A 24,586-nucleotide genomic window follows, 5' to 3' on the forward strand; every position below is an offset into this window, starting at 1 on the left:
CCGTCGCCGCATTGCCTAGACAGGGCCATGTTCGCCAGCTTTTCCGGATTGCCCAAATGAGTATCGCAGCTCTGATCGTTGCCGCAGGACGCGGCAGCCGCGCCGGCGGTCCGCAGCCGAAGCAATGGCAGGCGCTGGCGGGCGCGCGGGTGATCGACCACACGATCGCCGCCTTTCGCGCCCTGCCCCAGATTACTGAGATCGTGCTGGTGCTGAACGCGGACGACATGGATCAGGAAGCGGCATTCACGGCGGATGGCATCACCGTCACCACCGGCGGGGCGGACCGCGCGGCCTCGGTCCAACGCGGGCTTGCGGCGATCCGGCAGGCGACGAAGGTGCTGATCCATGACGCCGCGCGGCCCTGTGTTTCGGCTCAGATCATCTTAGGCGTGATCGACGCGCTTAACCAACATCAAGCCGCCGCGCCGGGGCTGCCGGTGAGTGACGCGCTTTGGCAGGGGCACGAAGGCCGCGTCACCGGCACCCAAGACCGCAGCGCCCTTTTCGCCGCGCAGACACCGCAGGGCTTTGACCTCGCCGCGATCCGTGCGGCGCATGCGTCTTATGACGGCCAAGCGGCGGATGACGTCGAAGTCGCCCGCGCGGCGGGCCTGACCGTTGCCATCACCCAAGGCAGCGCCGATAACCTGAAAATCACCCGGCCCGAGGATTTCGCCCGCGCCGCCCGCATATTGGAGACCCGCATGGACATTCGCACCGGCAACGGATTTGACGTGCACGCTTTCGGCCCCGGAGATCACGTGACCCTCTGCGGCATCGACATCCCACATACCAACGGGCTGGTCGGCCATTCCGACGCCGATGTGGCGCTGCACACGGTAACCGACGCCATTTACGGCGCGCTTGCACGCGGCGACATCGGCCAGCATTTCCCGCCGAGTGATCCGCAGTGGAAAGGCGCGCGCAGCGATATCTTCCTGCGTCACGCCGCAGAACTGGCGCGCGACATGGGCTTCACCCTAACCCACGTCGATTGCACGCTCATTTGCGAGACGCCCAAGATCGGCCCGCATGTGCAGCCGATGCGCGCCGCGATGGCCGAGATGCTGGGGATTGAGATCGACCGCGTTTCGGTCAAAGCCACCACGAGCGAGCGCCTCGGCTTTACCGGGCGGGGCGAAGGCATCGCTTGTATGGCAACGGCAACATTGGTGAAATCATGACCGCAGCACATCTGATCGCGACGCTTCTGGGCGTTGGCCACATCCGCCCCGCGCCGGGCACTTGGGGGTCGCTCATCGCCCTGCCCTATGCTTGGCTTTTGCATGTGTTGGGGGGGTTTCCGCTGCTGGTGATCGGGCTTCTGGTGGCCATTCCCTTGGGCTGGTGGGCCACCGGGCGTTACACCGCAGGCGGCCCGGATCATGACCCCGGAGAGGTCGTGATCGACGAATTGGTTGGCCAGTGGATCGCGCTTTTGCCGCTGTCCTATGCCGCTTGGTCGATGCAAATCCCGATTCTTGCCATGTGGCCCGGTTGGATCGCCGCCTTCGCGCTGTTCCGGCTGTTCGATATCACCAAGCCGCTGATCATCGGCTGGGCCGACCGTTTGGGCGGGCCTTGGGGGGTGATGCTCGACGATATTTTTGCCGGGGTTTTCGCGGCGCTCGGGGTCATGGCGCTGGCCGCCCTTTATCACGGGGTGCTGTAAATGAGCCTCGCCGCGCAACTGTTGGAAAAGGCCCGCAAAACCGGCGCGATGGTCACCTGTGCGGAGAGCTGCACCGGCGGCATGCTCGCCGCCGCGCTGACCGATCTGCCGGGCTCTTCGGCACTGCTGGACCGGGGTTTCGTCACCTATACCAATGCTGCGAAAGTGGCGATGCTGGGGGTGTCGGAGGAGACGCTGACACAATGGGGTGCGGTCTCGGAACAGGTCGCCGAAGAAATGGCGGCAGGCGCACTGGCGCGGTCCGAGGCGCGGATCGCCGTCTCCATCACCGGCATCGCAGGCCCCGGCGGGTCAGAGCACAAGCCCGAGGGCCGCGTCTGTTTCGGCCTTGCCACGGCAGCCGGGGTTCAGACCGAAACGGTGGAGTTCGGCGCGCAGGGCCGTGATGCCGTGCGCTTGGCCGCCCGCGACCATGCGCTCGGCCTTTTGCTGCGAGGCTTCGCGGCGCTTTAACCCTTGGGGCCGTAAAGCTCTTTCGCGCGGTTCTCAAAGGCGCGCACGATGCGTTGCATCGCCTCGTTGAAAACCACCCCGATCACCTTTTGCAGGATCGCGTTGCGAAATTCGAAATCGACAAAAAAATGCACCTGACAGCCTTCGAGATTATCCTCGAAATGCCAGTTTGACTTCATATACTTGAAGGGTCCGTCGAGGTATTCCGTATCGATCTTCTTGGCCTCGGGCCACAGCACGACGCGGCTTGTAAACCGCTCCCGAAAGACCTTGAACGAGATCACCAGATCGGCGTCCATCACCCGATGATCGCCGCGGTCCTCGTCGCTGCGGATGCGCGCGGCGGCGGTCCAAGGCAGGAATTCAGGGTAGCGGCCCACATCGGCGACAAGATCATACATCTGTTGCGCGCTATAGGGCAGTTGGCGGGTCTCTGAGTGCGTAGGCATTGCGTTCCGTAGCGTTGCGGGTTAACCCCCTATTTCACGTCTCAACCCCGCAGATTCAAGGGCAAAACCATGGCACACGGGCCTTATGTCATCGACGAAATGATTTCGGCCAAGGCCATCGCGGCGCGGATCGAAGATCTTTGCCGTGAGATTCACGGTGAATTCAACGGCACCGATAAATTGGTCGTGGTCGGCCTGCTGCGCGGCTCTTTCGTCTTCATTGCCGATCTGGTGCGCGAGTTGGACCTGCCGATCGAAGTCGATTTCCTCGAAGCCTCCAGCTATGGCGACGGCATGGAGAGCAGCCGAGAGGTGCGCATTCTTAAAGACTTGCGCGGTGCCATCGAAGGGCGCGACGTGTTGGTTGTCGAAGATATCGTCGACACTGGCCACACGCTGCATCATGTCACCAACCTGCTGCGCTCGCGTGAGCCTGCGCGGTTGAAATCCATCGCCCTGCTCGACAAACCCACCCGGCGTGAGGTCGACCTCAAGGCGGATTGGACCGGCTTTGAAATCCCCGATGAATTCGTTGTCGGCTATGGCATCGACTTTGCCCAACGCGACCGCAACCTCCCCTTCATCGGGAAAGTCCGCTTTACGTGATGGACCCGCGGTGGCTGCTGCGCATGTCCCAATGGGCGCGCAATCCACCTTCGGGCAAACGGGTGATCTTGGTCTTTTCGATCATCGCCGCGGCCTTGGCCGTGGGGCTTATCGAATGGCTGGGCTATTGGCCTGACTGGGCCACGGCCGAACCTCTCCCCCGCCGGTTCTGACCCTGCGCGCAGCCTTATCCCGCTGATCACATTTTTGTTTTTTGCGACCTGCCCCTGCCATGTTACGCTGCGGCAAGAAAAGGGAGATGACCATGCATTTGACCAAAAGCATTACCGCCATTGGTATCAGCGCCGCCTTGATTGCCACCGCAGGCTTCGCCGCCAGCCATAGTGAGAAAGCCGCCAGTGCGGCGGTGAACGCGCGCCACGCGCAGATGCAACTGATTGCCTATCATACCGGCATTCTGGGCGGCATGGCCAAGGGCGAGACGGAGTATAACGCCGAGACGGCCACCGCCGCCGCGACCAATCTGAACGCCGCTGCCGGTTTCGCCCCGGGCACCCTCTGGCTTGAAGGGACCGAGCAAGGCGCCGTCGAAGGTTCCCGCGCCAAGGCCGAAATCTGGAGCGATTCCAAAGGGTTCAACGACGCCATGATGGCGCTGGAAACCGCCAGCGCGGATATGATCGACGCCGCTGGCACCGATCTGGATGCGCTGAGGGCGGGCATGGGCGCAATCGGCAAGGCTTGCGGCGCTTGCCATGACGATTACCGCGGCCCCAAGAACTGATCCTTGCGACGGGTCATTCCTGTACTGATGGGTTGTGCCGCTCTCGGCGCGGCCCTTGGCTGGGCGCTCACCCGGCCCGATCCGCTTGAGCCATCCTATGGTGCCGGGCTGACACCGGACCCGGAGGCGGGCGCGCTGGTCTTTGCCGCCGGCGGCTGCGTTTCCTGCCACGCCGCGCCCGAAAGTGAAGAGGATGAGAGGCTGGTGCTGGCCGGGGGGCTGCCCTTCGCGAGTGATTTCGGCACCTTCCACGCGCCCAATATCTCCCCCGCCCCAGATCATGGCATCGGCGACTGGACCCTGCCGGAGTTCGCCCGCGCCGTGACGCGCGGCGTCTCGCCCGAGGGGCAGCATTATTACCCCGCCTTTCCATACACCGCCTACCAACACCTCACCCCGCAGGATGTGGTGGACCTCTTCGCCTATATGCAGACCCTGCCTGCCTCGAATACGCCGAGCCTGCCGCATGAGGTGGGGTTCCCCTTTAACATCCGTCGCGGGCTTGGCGCATGGAAGGCGCTGTTTTCACATGATGATTTCGTGATGATCGACGCGCCCGATGCAGAGGTCGAACGCGGGCGCTATCTGGTCGAGGGGCTTGCCCATTGCGGCGAATGCCACACCCCGCGCAATGCCTTGGGCGCGCTTGACCGGGGCGCTTGGCTGACCGGCGCGCCGAATCCTTCGGGCAAGGGGCGTATTCCCGGCATCACACCGGATCAGCTTGATTGGTCAAAGGCCGATCTCGTCGCCTATTTCACCTCCGGCTTCACGCCGGAATACGACAGCGCGGGCGGAGAGATGGCCGAGGTGGTCAGCAACCTCGCGCAGCTCCCCGAGAGTGACCGCGAAGCGATTGCGGCCTACCTCAAGGCCCTGCCCGGCGGTTAACGCCGGGCGCGTCTTTTCGATCAGGCAATACCCAGTTTGCGGTTCCGCGCCTCGCGCAAACGCGCGAAATCGTCACCCGCGTGATAGCTCGACCGGGTCAGCGGCGTGGCCGAGACCATGAGGAAGCCCTTACCGTAGGCCGCCTTTTCGTAAGAGGTGAACTCTTCGGGGGTGACGAACCGGTCCAGCGCGTGGTGCTTGGGCGTCGGCTGTAGATATTGACCGATGGTTAGGAAATCGATGTCGGCAGCGCGCATGTCTTCCATGACCTGAATGACCGCTTGGCGATCTTCGCCCAAGCCCACCATGATGCCCGATTTGGTGAACATCGACGGGTCCAACTCCTTGACCCGCTGAAGCAAGCGGAGGGAGTGGAAGTAGCGCGCGCCGGGACGTACCTCGGGATAGAGGCCCGGCACGGTTTCAAGGTTGTGGTTGAACACATCGGGCCGCGATTCGACAACCTTTTCAAGGGCTTCGGGGCCGCAGCGGATGAAATCCGGTGTCAGGATTTCGATTGTCGTGTCGGGGCTGCGGTGGCGCACGGCGCGGATCGTCTGGGCGAAATGCTCTGCCCCGCCGTCTTCGATATCGTCGCGGTCAACGCTCGTGATGACCACATGGTTCAGCCCCAGTTTGGCGACCGCATCGGCCACGCGGCCCGGCTCGAACACATCCAGCGCCTCGGGCGGCTTGCCGGTGGCGATGTTGCAGAAAGTACAGGCGCGGGTACAGACCTCGCCCATGATCATCATCGTGGCGTGGCCCTGAGACCAGCATTCGCCGACATTGGGGCAGCCCGCCTCTTCGCAGACCGTGGTCAGCTTGTTGTCGCGCATGATGCGCGCGGTCTCGGCATAGCCTTTGCCGCCGGGCGCTTTGACCCTGATCCAGCTCGGTTTTTTCGGCTGGGCGTTGTCAGGCTTGCGCGCCTTTTCGGGGTGGCGCTGTTCGGGTATCTTCAGATCGCGCATCGGGGGCCTCTGATCATTGTGTCGCGCCCTGTTTATCACAGTCCTTAACCCGATGGCCACCTACTGCATACGCCCCCGCGACAAGGCCGCCATGCACAGGCGGCATCGCCCTAGACCGTTGATTTAGAACGTTGATATGTAACTGGAAAATTACAATGCAGTTGCAGCATTGCGAGAGTTGCCGAGGCTTCCTATATGGGCTACCAAGCCACAAAGATTCCAATCCGAGAAAGAGAGACGCGATGAAACCCGGTATCAATGTCCCCAACGTCACCTTCAAGACGCGCGTGCGCGACGAAAGCATCGAAGGGTCCAACCCCTTCCGCTGGGAAGACAAGACCAGCGATGATTTCTTCAAAGGCAAGCGCGTTGTGCTCTTCTCCCTCCCCGGTGCCTTCACCCCGACCTGCAGCACCTACCAGCTGCCCGGATTCGAGAACAATTTCGTCGCTTTCCAAGAGCATGGCATCGACGCGATCTATTGCCTGTCGGTCAACGACAGCTTTGTCATGAACAAGTGGAAAGAGATGCAGGGCGTCCAGAACATCGACGTGATCCCTGACGGTTCGGGCGAATTCACCCGCCGCATGGGCATGCTGGTCGCAAAAGACAACCTCGGCTTCGGCCCGCGCAGCTGGCGCTATGCGGCGATCATCAACGATGGTCAGATCGAAGCATGGTTCGAAGAGCCCGGCATCCGTGACAACCACGACGAAGACCCCTACGGCGTTTCCAGCCCTGAGACCCTGCTGGAATACCTCGAGAACCAGAAGCAAACCGAAGCGGCCTAAGCGCCCTTTGTGTGACCGGATCGGGCCCTTTGGCCCGGTCCTTTTGACACGCTCCCTTTGACCCGGCAGGCCCCACAGCGCCTAGTATTTCGCGCGCAGTTCTCCGGTCAGCCCCTCCCCCACTTCTTTCAGCGTCTCGGCCAATTGCGCCGCCCAACCGCTGCCCGGCGTGCCCGCCCGGCGGACGAGCCCGATTTGCCGCGCAGGCTCCGGCGCGCCGAAACGGTGCAGGCGTAGGCCCGGCGCGGCATCAAGCTCGGTCTTGGCGGCGATTTCGGGCATCAGGGTCATGCCAAACCCCGCCTCCACCAGCCGCGACAGGGTGGCGAGGGAGGAGGCGCCGGTGTGAATGCCCGCCTGCGTGCGGTCGCGCTGGCAAACCTCCAGCGCCTGATCGGTGAGGCAGTGCCCATCCTCCAGCAACATCAGCGGCGTGCGGGCCAAATCGGTCGGGCGGGCGACATCCGCCCCCGCCATCCGGTCGGCGGACCCGGCCAGCAGAAAGCGATCCTCGAAAAGCGGCACCTCGGCGAGGCCCGTTTCGCCAGAGGGCACCGCCATCACCGCCGCATCCAGCGCCCCGGCGCGCAGATCGGCCAGCAATTGATCCGTCTGCGCCTCGCGCACCTCCACGCGAAGCGAGATATCCTGCGCCCGCAGCGCGGCCAGCACGCCGGGCAAGAGATAGGGCGCGACGGTCGGTATCAGGCCAAGATTCAACGTGCCCGCCAGCCCCACCTGCTCCCGCGCCGTGGCCTCCAACAGCTTGGCGCGGCGCAGGATATCCTCGGCGCGGGTCAGCACCTCGCGGCCCAAGGGCGTCAGCACCGAAGCGCGGCTCTGCCGTTCGATCAGCCGCCCGCCGAGCGTTTCCTCCAAAGTGCGGATCTGCACCGAAAGCGCGGGCTGGGAGATATTGCTTGCCTCCGCCGCCCGCCCGAAGTTGCCCAAGGTCGCCAGCGCGCGGAAGTATTCGAGTTGTTTCAGGGTAAGATTCATAACTTTTACCTATCGAAATTTTATAAAACTGCAATTGGAAATTATGGGCAGAATCGATCATCTTCCTGTCAGACAGTAACCGAGGGGAACCCAAGATGAGCAAGCGTCTCACCACCACCGCCGGCGCACCGATGCCGACAAACGACACCAGCAAGACCGCGGGCGCCCGTGGCCCGGTCCTGCTGGACGACTACCAATTGATCGAGAAGCTCGCCCATCAGAACCGCGAGCGTATCCCTGAGCGTGCCGTTCACGCCAAGGGCTGGGGCGCCGAGGGCACCTTCACCGTCACCCATGACATCAGCCAATATAGCTGTGCTGCGATCTTCTCCGAAGTGGGCAAGACCTGCGAGATCATCTCGCGCTGGTCCACCGTGGCGGGCGAGCTTGGCGCCGCCGACAGTGAGCGTGACGTGCGCGGCTTCTCGGTGAAATTCTACACCGAAGAGGGCAACTGGGACGTCGTGGGCAACAACACCCCGATCTTCTTTGTCCGCGATGCCTATAAATTCCCGGATTTCATCCGCACCCAGAAACGCCATCCGCGCACCAACCTGCGCTCGCCCGAGGCGATGTTCGACTTCTGGGCGGCGCAGCCCGAATGTGTGCACCAGGTCACCATCCTGATGTCCGACCGCGGCATTCCGGTGAACCCGATGCATATGCACGGCTACGGCAGCCACACCTATTCGATGTGGAACGCCAAGGGCGAGCGTCATTGGGTGAAGTTCCACTTCCGCTGCCAGCAGGAAATCCGCAACCGCACCAATGAGGATGCGGAAAAGCTGATCGGCTCGACCCGCGAGAACTTCCAAGAGGATCTCTTTAACGCGATCGAGGGCGGCGACTACCCGAAATGGGAGCTGAACATCCAAGTCATGCCCGAGGAAGAGGCCGAGACCTGCGGCTTCAACCCCTTCGACCTGACCAAGGTTTGGCCGCATGCGGATTACCCGCTGATCCCGGTCGGCATGTTGGAGTTCAACCGCAATCCCGACAACTACTTCCAGAGCATTGAGAACGCTGCCTATTCGCCGTCGAACAAAATCCCCGGCATCGGCTTCTCGCCCGATAAGATGTTGCAGGCGCGGGTGTTCTCCTATGCGGATGCGCACCGCTACCGTCTTGGCACGCATTACGAGGCCCTGCCCGTGAACGCGCCCAAGGCCGCGCCGATGCATCACTACCATAAGGACGGCGCGATGCGGTTCTTCCCGCAGCAGACCGGCCACCCGGACGCCTATTACGAGCCGAACCAATACGAAGGCTCTGCCCGCCCCGATCCATCGGTGCAAGAACCACCGCTGCGCATCTCGGGCGATGCGGACCGCTATGTGCAGGAAGAGGCGGATGCCGATTACGTCCAGCCGCGCAAGCTCTATACCGAGGTGTTCGATCAGGCGCAGCGTGACCGTCTGCACGAGAACATGGCCGGTGCCATGGCCCCCTGTTCGCAATCGGTGAAAGAACGCTGGTATGCGGTGCTTGAGAGAGTGCACCCCGACTATGCCGCCGCTGTGCGTGCCGCTTGCGAGAAAGACGAAGTCGCGATTTCGGTCACAGACGAGACGCCGACGAAGGTCGCAGACTAAAACAACGGGGGCGGCCGGGTTCTCATCCTGCCGCCCCTTCTTTACCCGACCAGCATTTACCCGATCATTGGGCCGCCCGGCCCCACGGTTTCATCGTAATGCCGTTTCAGCCGCATGAGTGCGATCCGCAGCACGATCTTGCCCGACCGCGCCGACCAACCGAGGCGTTTTTCGGTGGTCTCCAACCCTTCCAGATAGCAGCAACAGCGCAGCACCACGTCCGACAGGCCGGGGCCGAGGTCGGCCATGGCATCGGCCACCCTCTTGCGCGCCTCCGCCGCGGCCATGGCGCCTGCCCCATCTCGCCCGCCGCTGGGTTTGGCGCCAGGGGTCAGAAAGTGGTCCCAGTTCTGCGTAACTTCACCACCCATCTGCGCCAGTTCGAAATCTTCGCGCAGCCTTTCGCCCGCATGGACCAGCCCCTCGTTCAAGAAGGGCGCGCCGGATTTGTCGCGCCGCCGTGCAAGGGTCGAAAGCGGGCTTTCGGACAGGCAATAGCGGCCACGGCGCGGGGCCGTATCTGCATCTGCGCTCAGGTCTGCGGCGAGCGCGTCGGACCCGCCCAAAAAGGCGGCCTGATCTTCGGCAAAGCCGTCTGCGGCCGCGCCCTGCTCTTCGAGCATCCGCCGCAGCGCCGCGCGCCCCGCGCTGGTGATATGATAGCGTGTCACCCGGCCTGTGCTGCCCGGCGCGATCCAATCTTTCAATGCCATCGCCTGCGCCACGGCGCTGTCCACCACGGCAGTGCGTGCGCCGGGGCCGGTGTCCGTCTCGCGCAAGACGACGGCCTTTTCCATCCCTTCAGCCACGGCAAGGATCGCGCCTGCCTCATGCAGGCGCCGCAGGACGCGCAGCGCCTCGGCGGCGAAAGTGTCTTCGTCAAGTAGGGGGGCGGCGGATTTGGTCATTGTCGCTGTCTTTCCTGCTGGGGGGCCAGCAGTACAATCCAAGGCACGCCGCACCGCCCCGAGCCTGCGCAGGGCGGCATCCACCAGCGGATCGTCGCGCCGTGTCTCGATACGGCGGATTTGGCGCATGATGGTCGAGGCATGACAGCCTGCTTGGCGTGCCAAGGCCCGGATCGGGGCGCCGGTCTCCGTATGTGCGAGGTAATGCAGGGCTCCGTGCGGCACCCATCCCGGCAGGACGGACTGTTGAATTTGGTGATGCGCCTTCAATTGACTGCCACTTCCATTTTGGCGGGTCCCCAAGCTGGGTGAGTTATCCCCAGAGTTATTCACAACCTATGGATGTTTTGGTTACCCGTTTGTTAAAATCGTCGCATTTGGCAATGATTGTTTCCAAAAGGTAAACGCCATCGAAAGGCGCCGTGCGCCGGGAACCCGCAACACGCAACACCCGGAAAGGTTGTGCAACACTTCGCCGATCCGGGGTGATTCACCCCTCAGAAATCGGAGAGTGTGATGCAAGATCTACTGACCATGTTGCAAAGACTTCACCGCCCGCGCCTGCTGATGCGGGCCGCCCGCATCGGGGCCGAGGACTACCGCCGCGGCACCCATTTGCCACGGATACTGGGCTTTGGCATATTGCCTCGCCACGGCACCGCGCTGATCAAACTGATCGAGATCGAGGCCGCGTTGGACACCCAGCGCAAGACGGCGGATGCAAGCTATAGCCTGATCCGCCATGTAGATGTTCTTATCGCCATGGTTGGCGAGGCGCGGTTCTTGAAGGCCGCGATGATGCCCAGCGCCTGAATTGCAATGCGAGGGATCGCCCCCGCCGCAACGCTTTAGCTAAAGCTATCGGGTTCTGCCGCCTTACGGGTCGCGACAAAGGCATCGAGCGCTTCGCGAATGGCTGGATCCAGCGCAGGCTGCTGATAGTCGGCCAGCATCTTTTCGACCCGCGCGGTGGCAAGGCTCTGCGTGTCGCGCGCGCCCTCGTCCGACCAAGTCTCGAAGGGTTTGTAGTCCAACAGATCCGACTTCCAAAAGGCATCGCGGAAATTGCTCTGCGTATGGGCGCAGCCGAGGTAATGCCCCCCCGGCCCCACTTCGCGGATCGCGTCCATGGCCTGCGCGTTCACGTCGATCTCCACCCCACGGGCAAGGTGATGCAACGTGCCCAGTTGATCCGCATCCATGACGAACTTCTCGAAAGAGGATACAAGCCCCCCTTCCAGCCAGCCACAGGCGTGCAGCATGAAGTTCACCCCCGAAAGCAATCCCATGTTCAGACTGTTCGAGGTCTCGTAAGCCGCCTGCGCATCGGGCAGTTTCGAGCCAGTGAAGGACCCAGCGCTGCGGTACGGAAGGTTGAGCCGGCGGGCCAGTTGCCCAGCGCCATAGGTGATATGCGCAGCCTCGGGCGTGCCGAATGTGGGCGCGCCCGAGTTCATGTCGATGGAGGTGACGAAAGCCCCCATGATCACCGGTGCCCCGGGGCGGACAAGCTGGCTATAGGCGATGCCCGCCAGCGTCTCGGCCAAGACCTGTGTCAACGTGCCTGCCACGCTCACCGGAGCCATGGCGCCGCCCACGATGAAGGGTGAGATGATGCAGGCCTGATTGTTCTCGGCATAGACCTTGAGCGCCCCCATCATCACATCGTCGAAGGTCATCGGCGAGTTGATGTTGATGAGCGAGGTCATCACCGTGTTTTCTTGCACGAAGTCCTTGCCGAAGAGGATACCGCACATATCGACGGAATCCTGCGCCCGGCTGGGTTCGGTCACCGATCCCATGAAGGGTTTGTCGCTCAGCGTCATATGGGCATGCAGCATATCAAGGTGACGTTTGTTCACCGGGATATCTGTCGGCTCGCATACCGTCCCTCCCGAGTGATGCAGCCACTTGGACATATAGCCCAGTTTCACGAAATTCTCGAAATCCGCCATCGTGGCATAGCGCCGCCCCCCGGCGGCATCGCGCACGAAGGGCGGGCCATAGACGGGGGCGAGCACAAGGTTCCTCCCCCCGATTACCACATCCCGATCTCGGTTGCGGGCCACTTGGGTGATCGTCGAAGGCGCGGTGGAACAAAGCTTGCGTGCCAGCCCCCGTGGGATGCGCACCCGCTCCCCCTGCACATCGGCCCCGGCCTCACGCCAGAGCGCCAATGCCTCGGGGTTGTCGGGGAAGTTCACGCCGATCTCTTCCAGCACCGCATCGGCGTTCTGTTCGATGATTTCCAGCGCCTCTTCGGTCAGTACTTCGAAGTTCGGGATATTCCGCTCGATATAGCGCGCTGTCTCGAAAGAGACGGCTGTGCGTGCCGCGCGTCTTGCTGCACCACCACCGCCGCGTACCCGTCGTGCTGATTCCGCCATTGCTCTATCCTTCCCGCAAGTCTTGGCCCGTCACTACCCCATTCCCGGCAGGCGCTTCGCGCGGATAACGCCCCCTAGCGGCAAAAAGCGACATCGCGTGCCGTCCCCGCGCCACTTGCGCGAATTAAACGCGGGCGGCACCAGTCTTCGGCCTGCTAGAGACTTGCCAGAGCGCGCGCACGGGCCTAATCACAGCCCCATGACAGATATCACCCATGACCGCCTTCTCATCATCGACTTCGGCAGCCAGGTCACGCAGCTTATCGCGCGTCGCCTGCGGGAGCTGAATGTCTTTTGCGAAATCCACCCGTTCAACACGGTGGACGAAGCCTTCCTCAAGGAATTCGCGCCTAAGGCGGTGATCCTGTCGGGCGGCCCGTCCTCTGTGTTCGCCGAAGGCGCGCCGCGTCCGCCGCAGGCCGTTTTCGAACTGGGTGTGCCGATCCTTGGCATCTGCTATGGCCAGCAAGTCATGATGCATTGCCTTGGCGGACATGTGGAGCGCGGCCATGGCACCGCTGAATTCGGTCGGGCCTTTGTCACCCCCACGGGCCAACAGCTTGATCTGCTCGAAGGCTGGTTTGCCACCGACCGCGAACAGGTCTGGATGAGCCACGGTGATCACGTCAGCAAGATCGCTCCGGGGTTCGAGGTCTATGGCACCTCCCCCAACGCGCCTTTCGCCATTACCGCCGATGTTGAGCGTCACTTCTACGCCGTGCAGTTCCACCCCGAGGTGCACCACACCCCCAACGGCCCGCGTCTGTACGAGAACTTTGTGCGTCTGGCGGGCTTCAAGGGCGACTGGACCATGAGCGCCTACCGTGAGGAAGCCATTGCCGCGATCCGCGAGCAGGTTGGCGACCAGAAGGTGATCTGTGGTCTTTCCGGCGGTGTCGACTCCTCCGTTGCCGCCGTGCTGATCCATGAGGCGATCGGCGACCAGCTGACTTGCGTCTTCGTCGACCACGGCCTGCTGCGCAAGGGTGAGGCCGAAGAGGTCGTCACCATGTTCCGCGATCATTACAACATGCCGCTGATCCATGCCGACGAGCAGGAACTGTTCTTGGGCGAGCTCGACGGTGTCTCCGACCCCGAGACCAAGCGCAAGATCATCGGCAAGCTCTTTATCGACGTATTCCAGAAACACGCCAAGGAAGTGGGCGATGCCACCTTCCTCGCCCAAGGCACGCTCTACCCGGATGTCATTGAAAGCGTCAGCTTCTCCGGTGGGCCTTCGGTGACGATCAAGAGCCACCACAACGTCGGTGGCTTGCCCGAAAAGATGGGCCTGAAACTGGTCGAACCGCTGCGTGAACTCTTCAAAGACGAGGTGCGCGAACTGGGCCGTGAACTGGGCCTGCCGCCGTCCTTCATTGGGCGCCACCCCTTCCCCGGACCGGGTCTTGCGATCCGCTGCCCCGGTGAGATCACCCGCGAGAAGCTCGACATCCTGCGCGAAGCCGATGCGGTCTATATCGACCAGATTCGCCGCCATGGGCTTTATGACGATATCTGGCAGGCCTTCGTGGCGATCCTGCCGGTGCGCACCGTGGGCGTGATGGGCGATGGCCGGACCTATGACTTCGCCTGCGCCCTGCGTGCGGTGACCTCGGTCGATGGGATGACGGCGGATTACTACCCCTTCTCGCATGATTTCCTTGGTGAAACCGCCACACGGATCATCAATGAGGTGCCGGGCATCAACCGCGTGACCTATGACATCACCTCGAAACCTCCGGGCACCATCGAGTGGGAATAAAATGCGGGTGGCCCTGACCGGCCACCTTCGCTGCGCCACCCGGGCCGAGGCGGACCGGGTGCGCGCAGGGCTTGACGCGCATCTGCGTCTCACCCGGGCCGAGCCGGGCTGCCTCAGCTTCGACGTGACCCCGACCGACGATCCCCTTGTCTGGCAGGTGTCGGAGCTTTTCACCGACCGCGCGGCCTTTGAGGCGCATCAGGCCCGTGCCGTAGCATCGGACTGGGCGCGGCTCACCGCCGGGATCGCCCGCGACTATCAGATCACAGAAACCACATGAGCCCCACCTTTCGTGCCGCACTCTGGATGATTGGCTCCATCGGGTCATTCTCCACCATGGCCGTAGCGGGGCGCGAACTCTCGGCGCGGTTCGATACTTTCGAGGTGATGCTTTACCGCAGCGTGATCGGCGTGATCATCGTGCTATCGCTCGCCGGGGCCACAGGCGCTTGGCGGCAGATCAACACCCGCAACTTCGGTCTGCAACTCCTGCGCAACCTTGCGCATTTCACCGGGCAGAACCTGTGGTTCCTTGCGGTGTCGCTGATCCCGCTGGCGCAGGTCTTCGCGCTTGAGTTCACCTCGCCCCTCTGGGTCATCGTCCTTTCGATCTTTCTGTTGGGCGAACGGCTGACCGCGACACGGGCGCTGGCCGGGGTTATGGGCTTTATCGGCATCCTGATCGTGGCACGGCCCGATATCGGCAACCTAAACACCGGCATTCTGGCGGCGGCGGGCTGTGCCGTCTTCTTTGCCCTGACCAATGTGCTGACCAAACGGCTGACGCGGACCCAAGGGATCACTACGATCCTGTTCTACCTCACCACGCTGCAATTGATCTTTGGCCTGATCTCGGCGGGATACGACGGCGACATCGCCGGACCCACGGTTGAGACGATGCCCTTCCTCCTGCTTGTCGGCGCCTGCGGACTGCTTGCGCATTACTGCCTGACCAATGCGCTAAGCCTCGCCCCTGCAACCGTGGTGGTGCCGATCGATTTTGTCCGCCTTCCGGCCATCGCCGTGGTCGGGATGCTGCTCTATGCCGAAGCGCTGGATATCTGGGTCTTTGTCGGGGCCGCGATCATCTTTGCTGGCAACTACCTCAACATCTGGTTTGAGACCCGCAAAGCACACCCAAGGTAATGTTTGCGCAGATTTCAACCTGACCCAAGGTCAGTGATTGACGCAAACGGCAGCAATCCGCTTAGATCGTTTCTAACCTGTGCCGGGGAGGAACCGCACAGAAGTCTTGGGAGGAAAGCAAATGAAAACCTATTTCTTGGCAATTCCGGCACTGTTGGCATCTACGGCAATCGTTCAAGCTGGCGGCATCGATCGGTCGGGCCAATCCATTAACGCCCTGTTTGAAAGCGGGCGCTATGCCGAATTCAGCTTTGGGCATATCGATCCATCCACCAGTGGTACGTCGACAATGGCGGTGCCGCCGCCATCGCTGTCGAATGTAAGCTCCGGCGATATGACCTCCAGCTATCTCCAGTTTGGCGCAGCCTATAAGGCCGACATCAACGACAAGCTGTCCTATGCGATCATCTACGATCAGCCGTTCGGCGCGGATGTCGATTACCCCACGCCGACCGGCTACTATGCACAAGGTGCTCAAGCGGATCTGGAAAGCCACGCGATAACCGGCCTGCTGCGCTACCGCATGAACGACAACTTCAGCGTTCACGGCGGTCTGCGCGTCCAAACCATCGAAGCGGTCGCCGCGGTGCCTTTCGTCGCCGGCTATACGGTGAACGGCGAGCGCGACACCGGCGTCGGCTATGTTGCGGGTGTCGCCTATGAGCGCCCCGACATCGCCATGCGTGTCGCGCTGACCTATAATTCCAGCATCGACCACGAGGTCGACACGACCGAGTTCGGCGCCGTCATGAGCACTACCGAAATCGAAACCCCGCAGTCGGTGAACCTTGATTTCCAGACCGGCATCGCTGCTGACACATTGCTCTTCGGTGGTATCCGTTGGGTCGATTGGTCCTCCTTCGACATCACGCCGGCCCAGTACCAAGGCGCGACCGGTGGCTCGCTGGTCAGCTACGATGACGACGTTTTCACCTACTCGCTCGGCGTGGGCCGCCGTCTGAACGACAACTGGTCGGTCTCGGCCTCCGTCGGCTATGAGAAGTCCAACGGCGGGTTCGCCTCCAACCTCGGGCCGACCGATGGCAACAAGAGCCTCGCTCTGGCCGCCGTCTATACCCGCGACAACATGAAGATCACCACCGGCGTGCGCTACGTCAACATCGGTGATGCAGAGACGACTTTGAACGGTGCGAATGCATCGGGCGAGAAGACAACGATGCTCTGGCCTTTGGTGTGAAAGTAGGCTTCACCTTCTGATCCACACCAGACCCGTCGCGATTACGCCGCCCGAGACCCTCGGGCGGCGTTTTTTATGCATGCGCATCTTTCGGGTCGTGCCGATCCACGGAACAGCCTAAACCCAAGCCATGATCACACAAAAAACCATCCCCCCGCGCGCTTGGATCGAAATGGGCTTTCTCGCCCTGCTCTGGGGCGCGTCCTTTGTCGCCGTGCGGGTTGCCTTGGATGAGATCGGGCCGCTGACCTCGGTCGCGCATCGGGTGTTCTGGGCGATGCTGGTGCTTTGGGCCGCCGTCGCCACCATGCGCCTGCCACTGCCGCGCGATCCGCGCATCTGGGCGGCCTTCCTGCTGATGGGGCTTTTGAACAATGTGATCCCCTTCTCGCTGATGGCATGGGGGCAGCTGCACATCCCCTCGGGGCTGACCTCGATCCTCAATGCCGCCACCGCGATCTTTGGCGTGCTGGCCGCGGCGATCTTTCTGGCGGATGAGCGGATCACCCCGCGCAAGGCGATAGGCGTCTGCCTTGGCTTCGCGGGTGTCAGCACCGCCATCGGTCTGGAAAATCTCACGAATTTCGACCTCGGCAGCCTTGCACAGCTGGCGGTGCTGGGCGGGGCGATGTCCTATGCCATGGCCGGTGTCTGCGCGCGCAAACTGCTGCCGGGCCAGCCGCCGCAATTGGCCGCCGCCGGGATGCTGACCGGCGCCACGCTCGTCATGTTGCCCGCGGCCTGGATCGTCGAGGGACCGCTGACGCTCGACCTCGCCCCCGCCACCCTCGTCGCCATCGCCTATTACGCGCTTGCCGCGACGGCGCTGGCTTATCTGCTCTATTACCGCGTGCTTGGCATGGCGGGCAGCAGCAACCTGATGTTGGTGACACTGCTGGTCGCCCCCGTGGCGATCCTGCTGGGCGCATGGCTGCGCGATGAGACCCTGCGCCCCGCTGCCTATGGCGGTTTCGCCCTTCTCGCACTTGGGCTTCTGGTGCTCGATGGCCGCATCTGGCGTCTGGTGAAACACTGGGGTAGTCAGGGGAAACGAAGCACTTAACCTTGGTGATACATGCTCTACCCCACGGCTGACGATTGGCGCGCGGCGCCGCGGCGCAAAGTTCTGATCTTCGGCATGTCGGGCTTGGGCAAGACCCATCTCTCCAGCCTGCTGCGCGCCAGCGGGGATTGGTTTCACTACTCCATCGACTACCGCATCGGCACCCGCTACTTGGGCGAACTCATCGCCGACAATGCCAAGGCCGAGGCGATGAAAGTGCCCTTCCTGCGCGATCTGCTGCTCAGCGACAGTATCTACATCGGGTCGAACATCACCTTCGACAATCTATCGCCCGTGGCGACATGGCTGGGCAAACCGGGCGACCCTTCGCGCGGCGGGCTGCCGATGGAGGAATACGCGAAACGGCAAGAGGCTTTCCGCCGGGCCGAGATCAACGCGCTGCAAGACACCGCCTATTTCGCCACCCGTGCCGAAGCGCTCTATGGCTATCCGCATTTCATCTGCGACACCGGTGGCTCGATCTGCGAATGGGTCGACCCCGAAGACCCGAACGACCCGCTCCTGCGGCAATTGGCCGAGGAATGTCTGCTGGTCTGGATCAAGGGCGACGAGGCCCATACCGAGGAACTTATCCGACGCTTTGACAAAGCGCCCAAGCCGATGGCCTATCAGCCCGAATTCCTCGCCCGGGCATGGGCCGATTATCTGGCCGAAAAGAACATTACAGAGGACGCGGTGAACCCCGACGATTTCATCCGCTGGACCTATGCCGCCGCCCTGTCGCACCGCCAACCCCGCTATGAGGCGATGTCGAAATGGGGTGTCACCATCACCCCCGCCGACATCGACGCGCTGAAAGCTCCCGAAGACTTTACCGACCTCATTGCCCGCCACCTGCCCGCGGGCGGTTGAACCCGCCCCGTCCAAGATTATCTGACTGCACTGGCCACCCCTGAAAGACCTGTCTCATGCCCATCAAGATCCCCTCCCGCCTGCCCGCCTTCGACGTTCTGCGCAACGAAGGGGTCATGGTGCTGGACGAGGAACTGGCCTCGCGGCAAGACATCCGCCCCCTGCGCATCGCTCTGCTGAACCTGATGCCCAAGAAAATCCAGACCGAGAACCAGTTTGCCCGGCTGATCGGTGCGACACCCTTGCAGATCGAACTGAGCCTCATCCGCATGTCCGACCACCGGACCCGCAACACCGCCGCCGAACATATGGAAAGCTTCTACCGCCCCTTTGAGGAGATGAAGGCCGAGAAGTTCGACGGGCTGATCATCACCGGCGCACCGATCGAACATCTCGACTTTGACGAGGTGACCTATTGGGACGAGCTGCGCGAGGTGATGGAATGGACCCAGACGAACATCCACTCCACCTTTGGCGTTTGCTGGGGTGGCATGGCGATGATCAACCACTTCCATGGCGTCAAGAAACACATGCTGAGCGAAAAGGCTTTCGGGTGTTTCCGGCACCGCAACCTCGCGCCCGCCTCGCCCTATCTGCGCGGCTTTTCGGATGATTGCACCGTGCCCGTCTCGCGCTGGACCGAGATGCGCCAAGACGAGGTTGACGCCCATCCCGGCCTGACCACCCTTCTGGGCAGTGATGAAGTCGGCCCCTGTCTGATCGAAGACCCCGAGCACCGCGCGCTCTATGTCTTTAACCATTTTGAATACGACCGCGACACGCTTAAGCAAGAGTATGACCGCGATGTCGAGAATGGCGTGCCGATCAACGTGCCCTGCAACTACTACCCCGAGGATGACCCCGCGCGCACGCCCGTGAACCGCTGGCGCAGCCATGCGCATCTGCTTTATGGCAATTGGATCAACGAGATATACCAAACCACCCCCTTTGATATGAATGAGATCGGCCATTAAACTGCTGCTTGCCCTCCTCCTCGGGCTGGCGCTGCTTACCGCGCTCGTCCAATGGCGCGCCGCGCGGCATGAGGCGCGGGCCGAGGCGAGCCATCCGCCCGAGGGTGAGATCATCACGGTGGACGGCCTGCCGGTCCACGCCAAGATCATCGGCAGCGGGCCCGATCTGGTACTGATCCATGGGGCCAGCGGCAACCTGCGCGATTTCACTTTGGGCTTCGCTGAACGGCTGAGCGACCGCTACCGCGTCATCATGTTCGACCGCCCCGGCATGGGCTATACCGCCCGCCTGCCCGGCGCGCGGGGGCCTTGGAACCCGCGCGGCGAGTCGCCGCAGGAACAGGCCGCACTCTTGCAGAAAGCGGCGGATCACCTGGGCGTCGAAAACCCCATCGTGCTGGGCCATTCCTTTGGCGGAGCCGTGGCGCTGGCTTGGGGGCTGCAACGCCCCGATGAGACCGCAGCGCTGGTGCTGGTCTCTGCCGTGTCGGAGCCTTGGCCCGGCGGTCTCGGCTGGCTCTATAACGTCAGCGCCTCACGGCTTGGCGGGGCGCTCTTTATCCCCGCCGTCACCGCCTTTGTGCCTGACAGCGTGGTGCAAAGCAGCATCGCGGCGATCTTTGCCCCACAGCAAGCGCCCGAAGGCTATGCCGATCACATCGGCACGGGTCTCACCCTGCGCCGCAGCGCCAGCCGCGCCAATGCGCAACAAGTCCACCAGCTTCGCCCCCATGTGGTTGAACTGGCAGCGCAATATGACCGGCTGACCATGCCGGTCGAAATCATTCATGGTGATGCCGATACCATTGTCCCCATGCATATTCACGCCGAGGAACTGATCAAAGACATCCCCAACGGCGCGCTCACCCGCCTGCCCGGCATGGGCCATATGCCTCATCACGCCGACCCGCAGGCCGTGGTCGATGCCATCGACCGCGCCGCCGCCCGTGCCGGTTTGCGTTAATCGCCTTAACATCCCATATTGAAACAAGAACAACCCGCAAGGAGCGCCCATGGACCTGCCCTTTGACGGCGCGATCAGCGCCTTTTACGAGAACGATGCCCCCGAGGACATCCGCCAAGCGATCCAGCGGGCCGACAAGGACGATATCCTTTCGCCCAGCTACCCGCATGATGAACGCCTGTCGCGCAAGACCTATGAGCGCGACTATGACCGTTTGCAGATCGAGATGGTCAAACTGCAATCTTGGGTGCGCGAAACCGGGCAGCGCGTCGTCATGGTTTTTGAGGGCCGCGACGCCGCTGGCAAAGGCGGCACGATCCGCCGTATGCGTGAGAATCTCAGCCCGCGATCTGCGCGGGTGGTGGCCCTGTCGAAACCCACTGAAACCGAGCAGGGCGAGTGGTATTTTCAACGCTATATCAAACACTTGCCCACAGCGGGCGAGATGGTTTTTTATGACCGCTCTTGGTACAATCGCGGGGTGGTGGAAAAGGTCTTTGACTTCTGCACGCCCGAACAGCGCGCCCATTTCTTTGAACAGGTCACCCCGTTTGAGCAGATGCTCGTCGAAGACGGCATTCACCTGATTAAATTTTGGCTCAACGTGGGCCGGGCCGAGCAGTTGCGCCGCATGTTGTCGCGCGAGTCCGATCCGCTGAAACAGTGGAAGCTCAGCCCCATCGACGTCAAAGGTCTGTCGAAATGGGAGGAATATTCCGCCGCCATCGCCGAGACGCTGCTGCGCAGCCATACGGATGAAACCCCGTGGACGGTGATCCGCTCCGACGACAAACGCCGCGCCCGTCTCGCGGCCATGCGCCATCTGCTGCACCGTTTCGACTATCCTCAGAAAGACGCCAAGGCGATCGGCAAGATCGACGATGAAATCTGCGGCGGGCCGGACATCTGGGATGCCTAAGCGCGGTTACCATCACGGCAACCTGCGCCAAGCGCTGATCGACGCGGCGCTTGAGTTGATCGAGCAGCGCGGCCCCACGGGTTTCACCCTTTCCGAGGCGGCCAAACGCGCGGGCGTCACCCCGGCGGCGGTTTATCGCCATTTTGAGGGCCGCGAAGACCTCATCGCCGAGGCCGCGCATCAAGGCTATGATATCTTTGCCGATTTGATGGATTTCGCCTATCAATCCGGCCAGCCCTCGGCCCTGAAAGCCTTCGAGGCCACGGGCCGCGCCTATCTTGCCTTCGCCCGCAAACATCCCGGCCATTACATCGCGATGTTCGAATCCGGCATCTCGGTCAACCGCACGCCGGAGCTGGCCCATGCCGCCAACCGCGCCAATGCGGTGCTGGAACGCGCAGCGACCGACCTCAGCCAACATATCCCGGCGGACAAACGCCCACCAGCTTCGATGTTCTCGGCTCATATCTGGGCGATGAGCCACGGCGTGGTCGAGCTTTTCGCCCGTAACTCCCCCGGTCGCGCTTCGCCCTTCCCGCCCGATGACCTGTTGGAAACCGGGATCGGGATTTATCTCCGTGGCTTGGGGTTGGTCAGCCCGGACGAGTGAAGGCGGCGGCCCTTAGGCCGCCACTTTCATCTCCTGCAAGACATCCGCCGCAATCTCGAACGAGCGCAGGCGCGCTTTATGGTCGTGAATCTGCCCGGTCAAGATCAACTCATCGGGGCGATGCTGCGCAATCAGCGTTTCCAACTGGCGTTTCACCGTCTCAGGACTGCCCACGGCAGAGACGCGCAATGCGTGGTCGACCCCTTGGCGCAAGCCCGCGCCGATCTCGGCATCGATGTCGCGCACCGGGGCTGGAAGCTTGCCGGGGCGGCCAGTACGCAGACGGGCGAAAGCCTGCTGCATGGTGGTCCGCAGATAGGCGCCCTCCTCATCCGTCTCAGCGGCAAAGACGTTTACCGCCAGCATGAAACGCGGTTCGGGGCAGGCTTCGGATGGTTTGAAATCACGGCGATAGATCGCCGTGGCCTCTTCCAAGGCGTCCGGCGCGAAATGCGAGGCAAAGGCATAGGGCAACCCGAAATGCGCCGCCAATTGCGCACCATAGAGCGAGGAGCCGAGGATCCAGATCGGCACATGCGTCCCCTCACCCGGATGGGCGCGGACCGGTGCGCTGGGATCGGGCGCACCCAGATAGGCCATCAACTCGGCCACGTCATCGGGGAATTGATCGCCCGCGCTCATGCCCCGGCGCATGGCGCGCATCACCGCCTGATCCCCGCCCGGCGCGCGGCCCAGCCCCAGATCGATCCGGTCGCCATGAATCGCCGCAAGCGTGCCGAACTGTTCGGCAATGGCCAAGGGCGCATGGTTGGGCAGCATCACCCCACCCGCGCCGACGCGAATCTCTTTCGTGTGATCCGCCACATGCCCGAGCAGAACCGAGGTCGCCGCCGAGGCGATGCCGGGCATATTGTGATGCTCCGCCATCCAAAACCGGTGATAGCCCTTGGCCTCGGCCAGTTGCGCCAGAGCGACGGAATTGGCGATGGCGGTGGTGGTGTCCGACCCTTCGGGCACGGGCGCAAGATCAAGAACTGAATACTGCATGACTGTCTCCTGTGTTGGGGCTGATATAGGCAGGCACAGCCCCGCCCGGAACCACGCCGCCCCAGAAAAACCAACGACTTGGGCGAAATTTCCGTCGATCACAATGTTATGTTCTAACGCATGTCAGATATGCGCAATCGGGCCTTGCCGCCCCCCGGTGAGCGCCCTATCCGAGGGGCCTACACAACCTGACCTCGCCAGTCGCAGACAAGCTATGGTCCAAAACTAGGCAAATGCCATGAATATCAAACATCTTATCGGGTTCGGCCTTACCGCCGGGCTGCTCTCCTCTGCTGCCTATGCGCAGGAAAACGTCACTACCGGTTTCGACCCGGTCATCGAAGACCGCAGCATGACTTCCATGGTTGGCTAGACCGCCGGCGTCTCTGCCGCGACACGGTTCAACACGTCGGATGATTTCGATCACCTCGAAAACGAAGTCGAAGGTTTTGTCGAGCTGACCTACGGCGGCTTCCACACCGGGCTGAGCGCGACTTCGCTTTACCAAGACCCCACCGATGACGTCGAATTCGAAGCAAACTTCGGCTACGGCGCGGACTTCGGTCAGGGCCTGAGCTGGGATCTGACATATGGCTACATCTGGCTGAACGATTCCAAAGACCACAGCGAAGAGATCACCGCGACGCTGGGCTTCCCCATCGGGCGTGACGCCTCGGGCGCATTCGCCGTGATCGTCGACCCCGACAATGGCGAAAGCGATCAGGAAGTGGCGTTCGAAGCGCCCCTGTCCGAGCGTTGGACCGCCGTTGGCCTCATCGGCAACAGCGACCGCGACGACAACATCTATGCCGAAGCCGGCGCCGTCTATGACTTCGGCGATGGCATCAGCTTTGAAGCGCTTTACGAAGACACCAACGATGGTGACGGCGTGCTGGGCTTCACCGTGAGCTACGAAATCGGCGGCTAAGCCGTTTCGGGATCAATCCCGATCCGGACCTAAGGCCGCTGCGGGAGACCGCGGCGGCCTTTTTCCTGTCCCGCGGCCAACCCTGCTTACCGCAACGAAAAAGGGCCACCCCGGAGGGCAGCCCTTTCGCAAACTTGATCGGTAAGCTTAACGCTTGGAGAACTGGAAGCTCCGGCGCGCTTTGGCCTTACCGTATTTCTTCCGCTCGACGACACGGCTGTCGCGGGTCAGGAAGCCTGCCGCTTTCAGCGCACCGCGCAGGGAGGGATCGTAGAGTTGCAGGGCTTTGGAGATGCCGTGCTTGACCGCGCCCGCTTGACCGGACAGACCGCCGCCTTTGACAGTCGCGATCACGTCGAACTGGCCTTCGGTGTTGGTGATGCCGAACGGCTGCGCGAGGATCAGCTGCTGCACGGGGCGCGCGAAGTATTCGTTCTGCGGCTTGCCGTTCACGATGACCTTGCCGGAACCGGGCTTAATCCAAACGCGGGCGACCGCGTCTTTACGCTTGCCGGTGGCATAGGCGCGGCCCAGTTCGTCACGAACCGGCTCACGGGGGGTCACTTCGGTCTCGGTGCCCTGCACGCCGCCGATGTTGTCGGTCACGGCTGCTTCCAGACCGTCGAGGGATTTGATTTCGTCAGCCATGC

Annotated in this window: 29 protein-coding genes; 22 read left to right on the forward strand and 7 right to left on the reverse strand. The window is 62.5% G+C overall.

Annotated elements, in window-relative coordinates:
- The first annotated feature begins 56 nt into the window (after positions 1-56).
- From ACGYKA_RS12525 to ACGYKA_RS12535, 3 genes are read left to right on the forward strand one after another with little or no spacing between them, the layout of a single operon-like run.
- Complete coding sequence (locus ACGYKA_RS12525) at positions 57-1,187, forward strand: bifunctional 2-C-methyl-D-erythritol 4-phosphate cytidylyltransferase/2-C-methyl-D-erythritol 2,4-cyclodiphosphate synthase (protein WP_394409074.1); 1,131 nt, start codon at positions 57-59, stop codon at positions 1,185-1,187.
- Positions 1,184-1,675, forward strand: a complete 492-nt coding sequence (locus ACGYKA_RS12530; protein ID WP_394409071.1) for a phosphatidylglycerophosphatase A — start codon at positions 1,184-1,186, stop codon at positions 1,673-1,675. Before ACGYKA_RS12525 ends, ACGYKA_RS12530 begins: the two co-directional genes overlap by 4 nt.
- Positions 1,676-2,149, forward strand: a complete 474-nt coding sequence (locus ACGYKA_RS12535; RefSeq protein WP_394409068.1) for a CinA family protein — start codon at positions 1,676-1,678, stop codon at positions 2,147-2,149.
- Here the strand turns inward: ACGYKA_RS12535 and ACGYKA_RS12540 are convergent.
- On the reverse strand, positions 2,146-2,598 hold the full coding sequence (locus ACGYKA_RS12540; protein ID WP_168613460.1) for a type II toxin-antitoxin system RatA family toxin: 453 nt from the start codon (positions 2,596-2,598) through the stop codon (positions 2,146-2,148). The genes ACGYKA_RS12535 and ACGYKA_RS12540 overlap by 4 nt on opposite strands.
- A gap of 69 nt (positions 2,599-2,667) precedes the next feature.
- Here ACGYKA_RS12540 and hpt point away from each other — a divergent pair, with 69 nt between their 5' ends.
- The 4 genes from hpt to ACGYKA_RS12560 all read left to right on the forward strand — a co-directional run bounded on the left by hpt (position 2,668) and on the right by ACGYKA_RS12560 (position 4,840).
- Positions 2,668-3,204 (forward strand): hypoxanthine phosphoribosyltransferase, encoded by a 537-nt coding sequence (hpt, locus tag ACGYKA_RS12545; protein WP_067264049.1) that lies wholly within the window; start codon positions 2,668-2,670, stop codon positions 3,202-3,204.
- Positions 3,201-3,377 (forward strand): hypothetical protein, encoded by a 177-nt coding sequence (locus ACGYKA_RS12550; RefSeq protein WP_394418028.1) that lies wholly within the window; start codon positions 3,201-3,203, stop codon positions 3,375-3,377. The genes hpt and ACGYKA_RS12550 overlap by 4 nt, the downstream gene beginning before the upstream one ends.
- A 92-nt stretch (positions 3,378-3,469) precedes the next feature.
- Complete coding sequence (locus ACGYKA_RS12555; protein WP_394409062.1) at positions 3,470-3,949, forward strand: c-type cytochrome; 480 nt, start codon at positions 3,470-3,472, stop codon at positions 3,947-3,949.
- Between the two features lie 3 nt (positions 3,950-3,952).
- A complete protein-coding gene (locus ACGYKA_RS12560; protein ID WP_394417970.1) occupies positions 3,953-4,840 on the forward strand; it encodes a c-type cytochrome in 888 nt (295 codons plus the stop codon).
- Positions 4,841-4,860: 20 nt separating this feature from the next.
- On the opposite strand, the gene lipA is transcribed toward ACGYKA_RS12560, so the two are convergent.
- Entirely contained in the window at positions 4,861-5,814 is a 954-nt protein-coding gene (gene lipA / locus ACGYKA_RS12565; RefSeq protein ID WP_394402069.1) for a lipoyl synthase, read from the reverse strand.
- 242 nt (positions 5,815-6,056) lie between these two features.
- Here lipA and ACGYKA_RS12570 point away from each other — a divergent pair, with 242 nt between their 5' ends.
- Positions 6,057-6,605: a peroxiredoxin gene (locus tag ACGYKA_RS12570; protein WP_394409056.1), complete on the forward strand. Its 549-nt coding sequence runs from the start codon at positions 6,057-6,059 to the stop codon at positions 6,603-6,605.
- Between the two features lie 81 nt (positions 6,606-6,686).
- Here ACGYKA_RS12570 and ACGYKA_RS12575 read toward each other — a convergent pair whose 3' ends face one another.
- A complete protein-coding gene (locus tag ACGYKA_RS12575) occupies positions 6,687-7,604 on the reverse strand; it encodes a LysR substrate-binding domain-containing protein (protein ID WP_394409053.1) in 918 nt (305 codons plus the stop codon).
- Between the two features lie 95 nt (positions 7,605-7,699).
- On the opposite strand from ACGYKA_RS12575, the gene ACGYKA_RS12580 reads away from it, so the two are divergent.
- Positions 7,700-9,196: a catalase gene (locus ACGYKA_RS12580; protein WP_394438977.1), complete on the forward strand. Its 1,497-nt coding sequence runs from the start codon at positions 7,700-7,702 to the stop codon at positions 9,194-9,196.
- Between the two features lie 56 nt (positions 9,197-9,252).
- Here the strand turns inward: ACGYKA_RS12580 and ACGYKA_RS12585 are convergent, their stop codons facing one another.
- A complete protein-coding gene (locus ACGYKA_RS12585; protein WP_394409736.1) occupies positions 9,253-10,341 on the reverse strand; it encodes a DUF6456 domain-containing protein in 1,089 nt (362 codons plus the stop codon).
- A gap of 279 nt (positions 10,342-10,620) precedes the next feature.
- Here ACGYKA_RS12585 and ACGYKA_RS12590 point away from each other — a divergent pair, with 279 nt between their 5' ends.
- Positions 10,621-10,917, forward strand: coding sequence for a DUF6477 family protein (locus ACGYKA_RS12590; protein WP_394409047.1), 297 nt, complete (start codon positions 10,621-10,623; stop codon positions 10,915-10,917).
- A 35-nt stretch (positions 10,918-10,952) separates the two neighbouring features.
- On the opposite strand, the gene ACGYKA_RS12595 is transcribed toward ACGYKA_RS12590, so the two are convergent.
- Entirely contained in the window at positions 10,953-12,491 is a 1,539-nt protein-coding gene (locus ACGYKA_RS12595; RefSeq protein ID WP_394409044.1) for a trimethylamine methyltransferase family protein, read from the reverse strand.
- 199 nt (positions 12,492-12,690) lie between these two features.
- Between ACGYKA_RS12595 and guaA the strand changes: the two genes are divergently transcribed.
- The 10 genes from guaA (at position 12,691) to ACGYKA_RS12645 (ending at position 22,000) form a co-directional block, all read left to right on the forward strand.
- Entirely contained in the window at positions 12,691-14,253 is a 1,563-nt protein-coding gene (gene guaA / locus ACGYKA_RS12600; protein ID WP_067266859.1) for a glutamine-hydrolyzing GMP synthase, read from the forward strand.
- Position 14,254: 1 nt separating this feature from the next.
- Positions 14,255-14,533, forward strand: a complete 279-nt coding sequence (locus ACGYKA_RS12605) for a putative quinol monooxygenase (RefSeq protein ID WP_394409041.1) — start codon at positions 14,255-14,257, stop codon at positions 14,531-14,533.
- Positions 14,530-15,399: a DMT family transporter gene (locus tag ACGYKA_RS12610; RefSeq protein ID WP_394409038.1), complete on the forward strand. Its 870-nt coding sequence runs from the start codon at positions 14,530-14,532 to the stop codon at positions 15,397-15,399. The genes ACGYKA_RS12605 and ACGYKA_RS12610 overlap by 4 nt, the downstream gene beginning before the upstream one ends.
- Positions 15,400-15,520: 121 nt before the next feature.
- Positions 15,521-16,597, forward strand: coding sequence for an OmpP1/FadL family transporter (locus tag ACGYKA_RS12615; protein WP_394438980.1), 1,077 nt, complete (start codon positions 15,521-15,523; stop codon positions 16,595-16,597).
- A 130-nt stretch (positions 16,598-16,727) separates the two neighbouring features.
- Positions 16,728-17,660: a DMT family transporter gene (locus tag ACGYKA_RS12620; RefSeq protein WP_394409032.1), complete on the forward strand. Its 933-nt coding sequence runs from the start codon at positions 16,728-16,730 to the stop codon at positions 17,658-17,660.
- A 12-nt stretch (positions 17,661-17,672) separates the two neighbouring features.
- Positions 17,673-18,533 carry an ATPase gene (locus ACGYKA_RS12625; protein ID WP_394409029.1) on the forward strand — a complete coding sequence of 287 codons (861 nt, stop codon included), beginning with the start codon at positions 17,673-17,675 and terminating at the stop codon, positions 18,531-18,533.
- 56 nt (positions 18,534-18,589) lie between these two features.
- Positions 18,590-19,507, forward strand: a complete 918-nt coding sequence (gene metA / locus ACGYKA_RS12630; protein ID WP_394409026.1) for a homoserine O-succinyltransferase — start codon at positions 18,590-18,592, stop codon at positions 19,505-19,507.
- On the forward strand, positions 19,491-20,471 hold the full coding sequence (locus tag ACGYKA_RS12635) for an alpha/beta fold hydrolase (RefSeq protein WP_394409023.1): 981 nt from the start codon (positions 19,491-19,493) through the stop codon (positions 20,469-20,471). Before metA ends, ACGYKA_RS12635 begins: the two co-directional genes overlap by 17 nt.
- A gap of 49 nt (positions 20,472-20,520) precedes the next feature.
- Positions 20,521-21,390, forward strand: coding sequence for a polyphosphate kinase 2 (ppk2, locus tag ACGYKA_RS12640; RefSeq protein ID WP_394409020.1), 870 nt, complete (start codon positions 20,521-20,523; stop codon positions 21,388-21,390).
- Positions 21,383-22,000, forward strand: coding sequence for a TetR/AcrR family transcriptional regulator (locus ACGYKA_RS12645; protein ID WP_394409017.1), 618 nt, complete (start codon positions 21,383-21,385; stop codon positions 21,998-22,000). Before ppk2 ends, ACGYKA_RS12645 begins: the two co-directional genes overlap by 8 nt.
- A gap of 12 nt (positions 22,001-22,012) precedes the next feature.
- Here the strand turns inward: ACGYKA_RS12645 and ACGYKA_RS12650 are convergent, their stop codons facing one another.
- On the reverse strand, positions 22,013-23,008 hold the full coding sequence (locus ACGYKA_RS12650; protein ID WP_394409014.1) for an LLM class flavin-dependent oxidoreductase: 996 nt from the start codon (positions 23,006-23,008) through the stop codon (positions 22,013-22,015).
- Between the two features lie 238 nt (positions 23,009-23,246).
- Here ACGYKA_RS12650 and ACGYKA_RS12655 point away from each other — a divergent pair, with 238 nt between their 5' ends.
- Positions 23,247-23,381: a hypothetical protein gene (locus ACGYKA_RS12655; protein ID WP_394409011.1), complete on the forward strand. Its 135-nt coding sequence runs from the start codon at positions 23,247-23,249 to the stop codon at positions 23,379-23,381.
- 315 nt (positions 23,382-23,696) lie between these two features.
- Positions 23,697-23,936: a hypothetical protein gene (locus ACGYKA_RS12660; RefSeq protein WP_394409008.1), complete on the forward strand. Its 240-nt coding sequence runs from the start codon at positions 23,697-23,699 to the stop codon at positions 23,934-23,936.
- 147 nt (positions 23,937-24,083) lie between these two features.
- Here the strand turns inward: ACGYKA_RS12660 and rpsI are convergent, their stop codons facing one another.
- Complete coding sequence (gene rpsI / locus ACGYKA_RS12665; protein WP_067266905.1) at positions 24,084-24,584, reverse strand: 30S ribosomal protein S9; 501 nt, start codon at positions 24,582-24,584, stop codon at positions 24,084-24,086.
- Positions 24,585-24,586: the final 2 nt, after the last annotated feature.

It is taken from the genome of Sulfitobacter sp. 1A15106, from assembly GCF_043556995.1.
Taxonomy (GTDB): Bacteria; Pseudomonadota; Alphaproteobacteria; order Rhodobacterales; family Rhodobacteraceae; genus Sulfitobacter; species Sulfitobacter faviae.

Excerpts from the sequence above, each read along its gene's own strand:
- ACGYKA_RS12525 (WP_394409074.1), top strand. The coding sequence starts at position 57 with ATGAGTATCGCAGCTCTGATCGTTGCCGCAGGACGCGGCAGCCGCGCC.
- ACGYKA_RS12530 (WP_394409071.1), top strand. The coding sequence starts at position 1,184 with ATGACCGCAGCACATCTGATCGCGACGCTTCTGGGCGTTGGCCACATC.
- ACGYKA_RS12535 (WP_394409068.1), top strand. The coding sequence starts at position 1,676 with ATGAGCCTCGCCGCGCAACTGTTGGAAAAGGCCCGCAAAACCGGCGCG.
- ACGYKA_RS12540 (WP_168613460.1), bottom strand. The coding sequence starts at position 2,598 with ATGCCTACGCACTCAGAGACCCGCCAACTGCCCTATAGCGCGCAACAG.
- hpt (WP_067264049.1), top strand. The coding sequence starts at position 2,668 with ATGGCACACGGGCCTTATGTCATCGACGAAATGATTTCGGCCAAGGCC.
- ACGYKA_RS12555 (WP_394409062.1), top strand. The coding sequence starts at position 3,470 with ATGCATTTGACCAAAAGCATTACCGCCATTGGTATCAGCGCCGCCTTG.
- lipA (WP_394402069.1), bottom strand. The coding sequence starts at position 5,814 with ATGCGCGATCTGAAGATACCCGAACAGCGCCACCCCGAAAAGGCGCGC.
- ACGYKA_RS12570 (WP_394409056.1), top strand. The coding sequence starts at position 6,057 with ATGAAACCCGGTATCAATGTCCCCAACGTCACCTTCAAGACGCGCGTG.
- ACGYKA_RS12575 (WP_394409053.1), bottom strand. The coding sequence starts at position 7,604 with ATGAATCTTACCCTGAAACAACTCGAATACTTCCGCGCGCTGGCGACC.
- ACGYKA_RS12580 (WP_394438977.1), top strand. The coding sequence starts at position 7,700 with ATGAGCAAGCGTCTCACCACCACCGCCGGCGCACCGATGCCGACAAAC.
- ACGYKA_RS12590 (WP_394409047.1), top strand. The coding sequence starts at position 10,621 with ATGCAAGATCTACTGACCATGTTGCAAAGACTTCACCGCCCGCGCCTG.
- ACGYKA_RS12595 (WP_394409044.1), bottom strand. The coding sequence starts at position 12,491 with ATGGCGGAATCAGCACGACGGGTACGCGGCGGTGGTGGTGCAGCAAGA.
- guaA (WP_067266859.1), top strand. The coding sequence starts at position 12,691 with ATGACAGATATCACCCATGACCGCCTTCTCATCATCGACTTCGGCAGC.
- ACGYKA_RS12605 (WP_394409041.1), top strand. The coding sequence starts at position 14,255 with ATGCGGGTGGCCCTGACCGGCCACCTTCGCTGCGCCACCCGGGCCGAG.
- ACGYKA_RS12610 (WP_394409038.1), top strand. The coding sequence starts at position 14,530 with ATGAGCCCCACCTTTCGTGCCGCACTCTGGATGATTGGCTCCATCGGG.
- ACGYKA_RS12615 (WP_394438980.1), top strand. The coding sequence starts at position 15,521 with ATGAAAACCTATTTCTTGGCAATTCCGGCACTGTTGGCATCTACGGCA.
- ACGYKA_RS12620 (WP_394409032.1), top strand. The coding sequence starts at position 16,728 with ATGATCACACAAAAAACCATCCCCCCGCGCGCTTGGATCGAAATGGGC.
- ACGYKA_RS12625 (WP_394409029.1), top strand. The coding sequence starts at position 17,673 with ATGCTCTACCCCACGGCTGACGATTGGCGCGCGGCGCCGCGGCGCAAA.
- metA (WP_394409026.1), top strand. The coding sequence starts at position 18,590 with ATGCCCATCAAGATCCCCTCCCGCCTGCCCGCCTTCGACGTTCTGCGC.
- ACGYKA_RS12635 (WP_394409023.1), top strand. The coding sequence starts at position 19,491 with ATGAGATCGGCCATTAAACTGCTGCTTGCCCTCCTCCTCGGGCTGGCG.
- ppk2 (WP_394409020.1), top strand. The coding sequence starts at position 20,521 with ATGGACCTGCCCTTTGACGGCGCGATCAGCGCCTTTTACGAGAACGAT.
- ACGYKA_RS12645 (WP_394409017.1), top strand. The coding sequence starts at position 21,383 with ATGCCTAAGCGCGGTTACCATCACGGCAACCTGCGCCAAGCGCTGATC.
- ACGYKA_RS12650 (WP_394409014.1), bottom strand. The coding sequence starts at position 23,008 with ATGCAGTATTCAGTTCTTGATCTTGCGCCCGTGCCCGAAGGGTCGGAC.
- ACGYKA_RS12655 (WP_394409011.1), top strand. The coding sequence starts at position 23,247 with ATGAATATCAAACATCTTATCGGGTTCGGCCTTACCGCCGGGCTGCTC.
- rpsI (WP_067266905.1), bottom strand. The coding sequence starts at position 24,584 with ATGGCTGACGAAATCAAATCCCTCGACGGTCTGGAAGCAGCCGTGACC.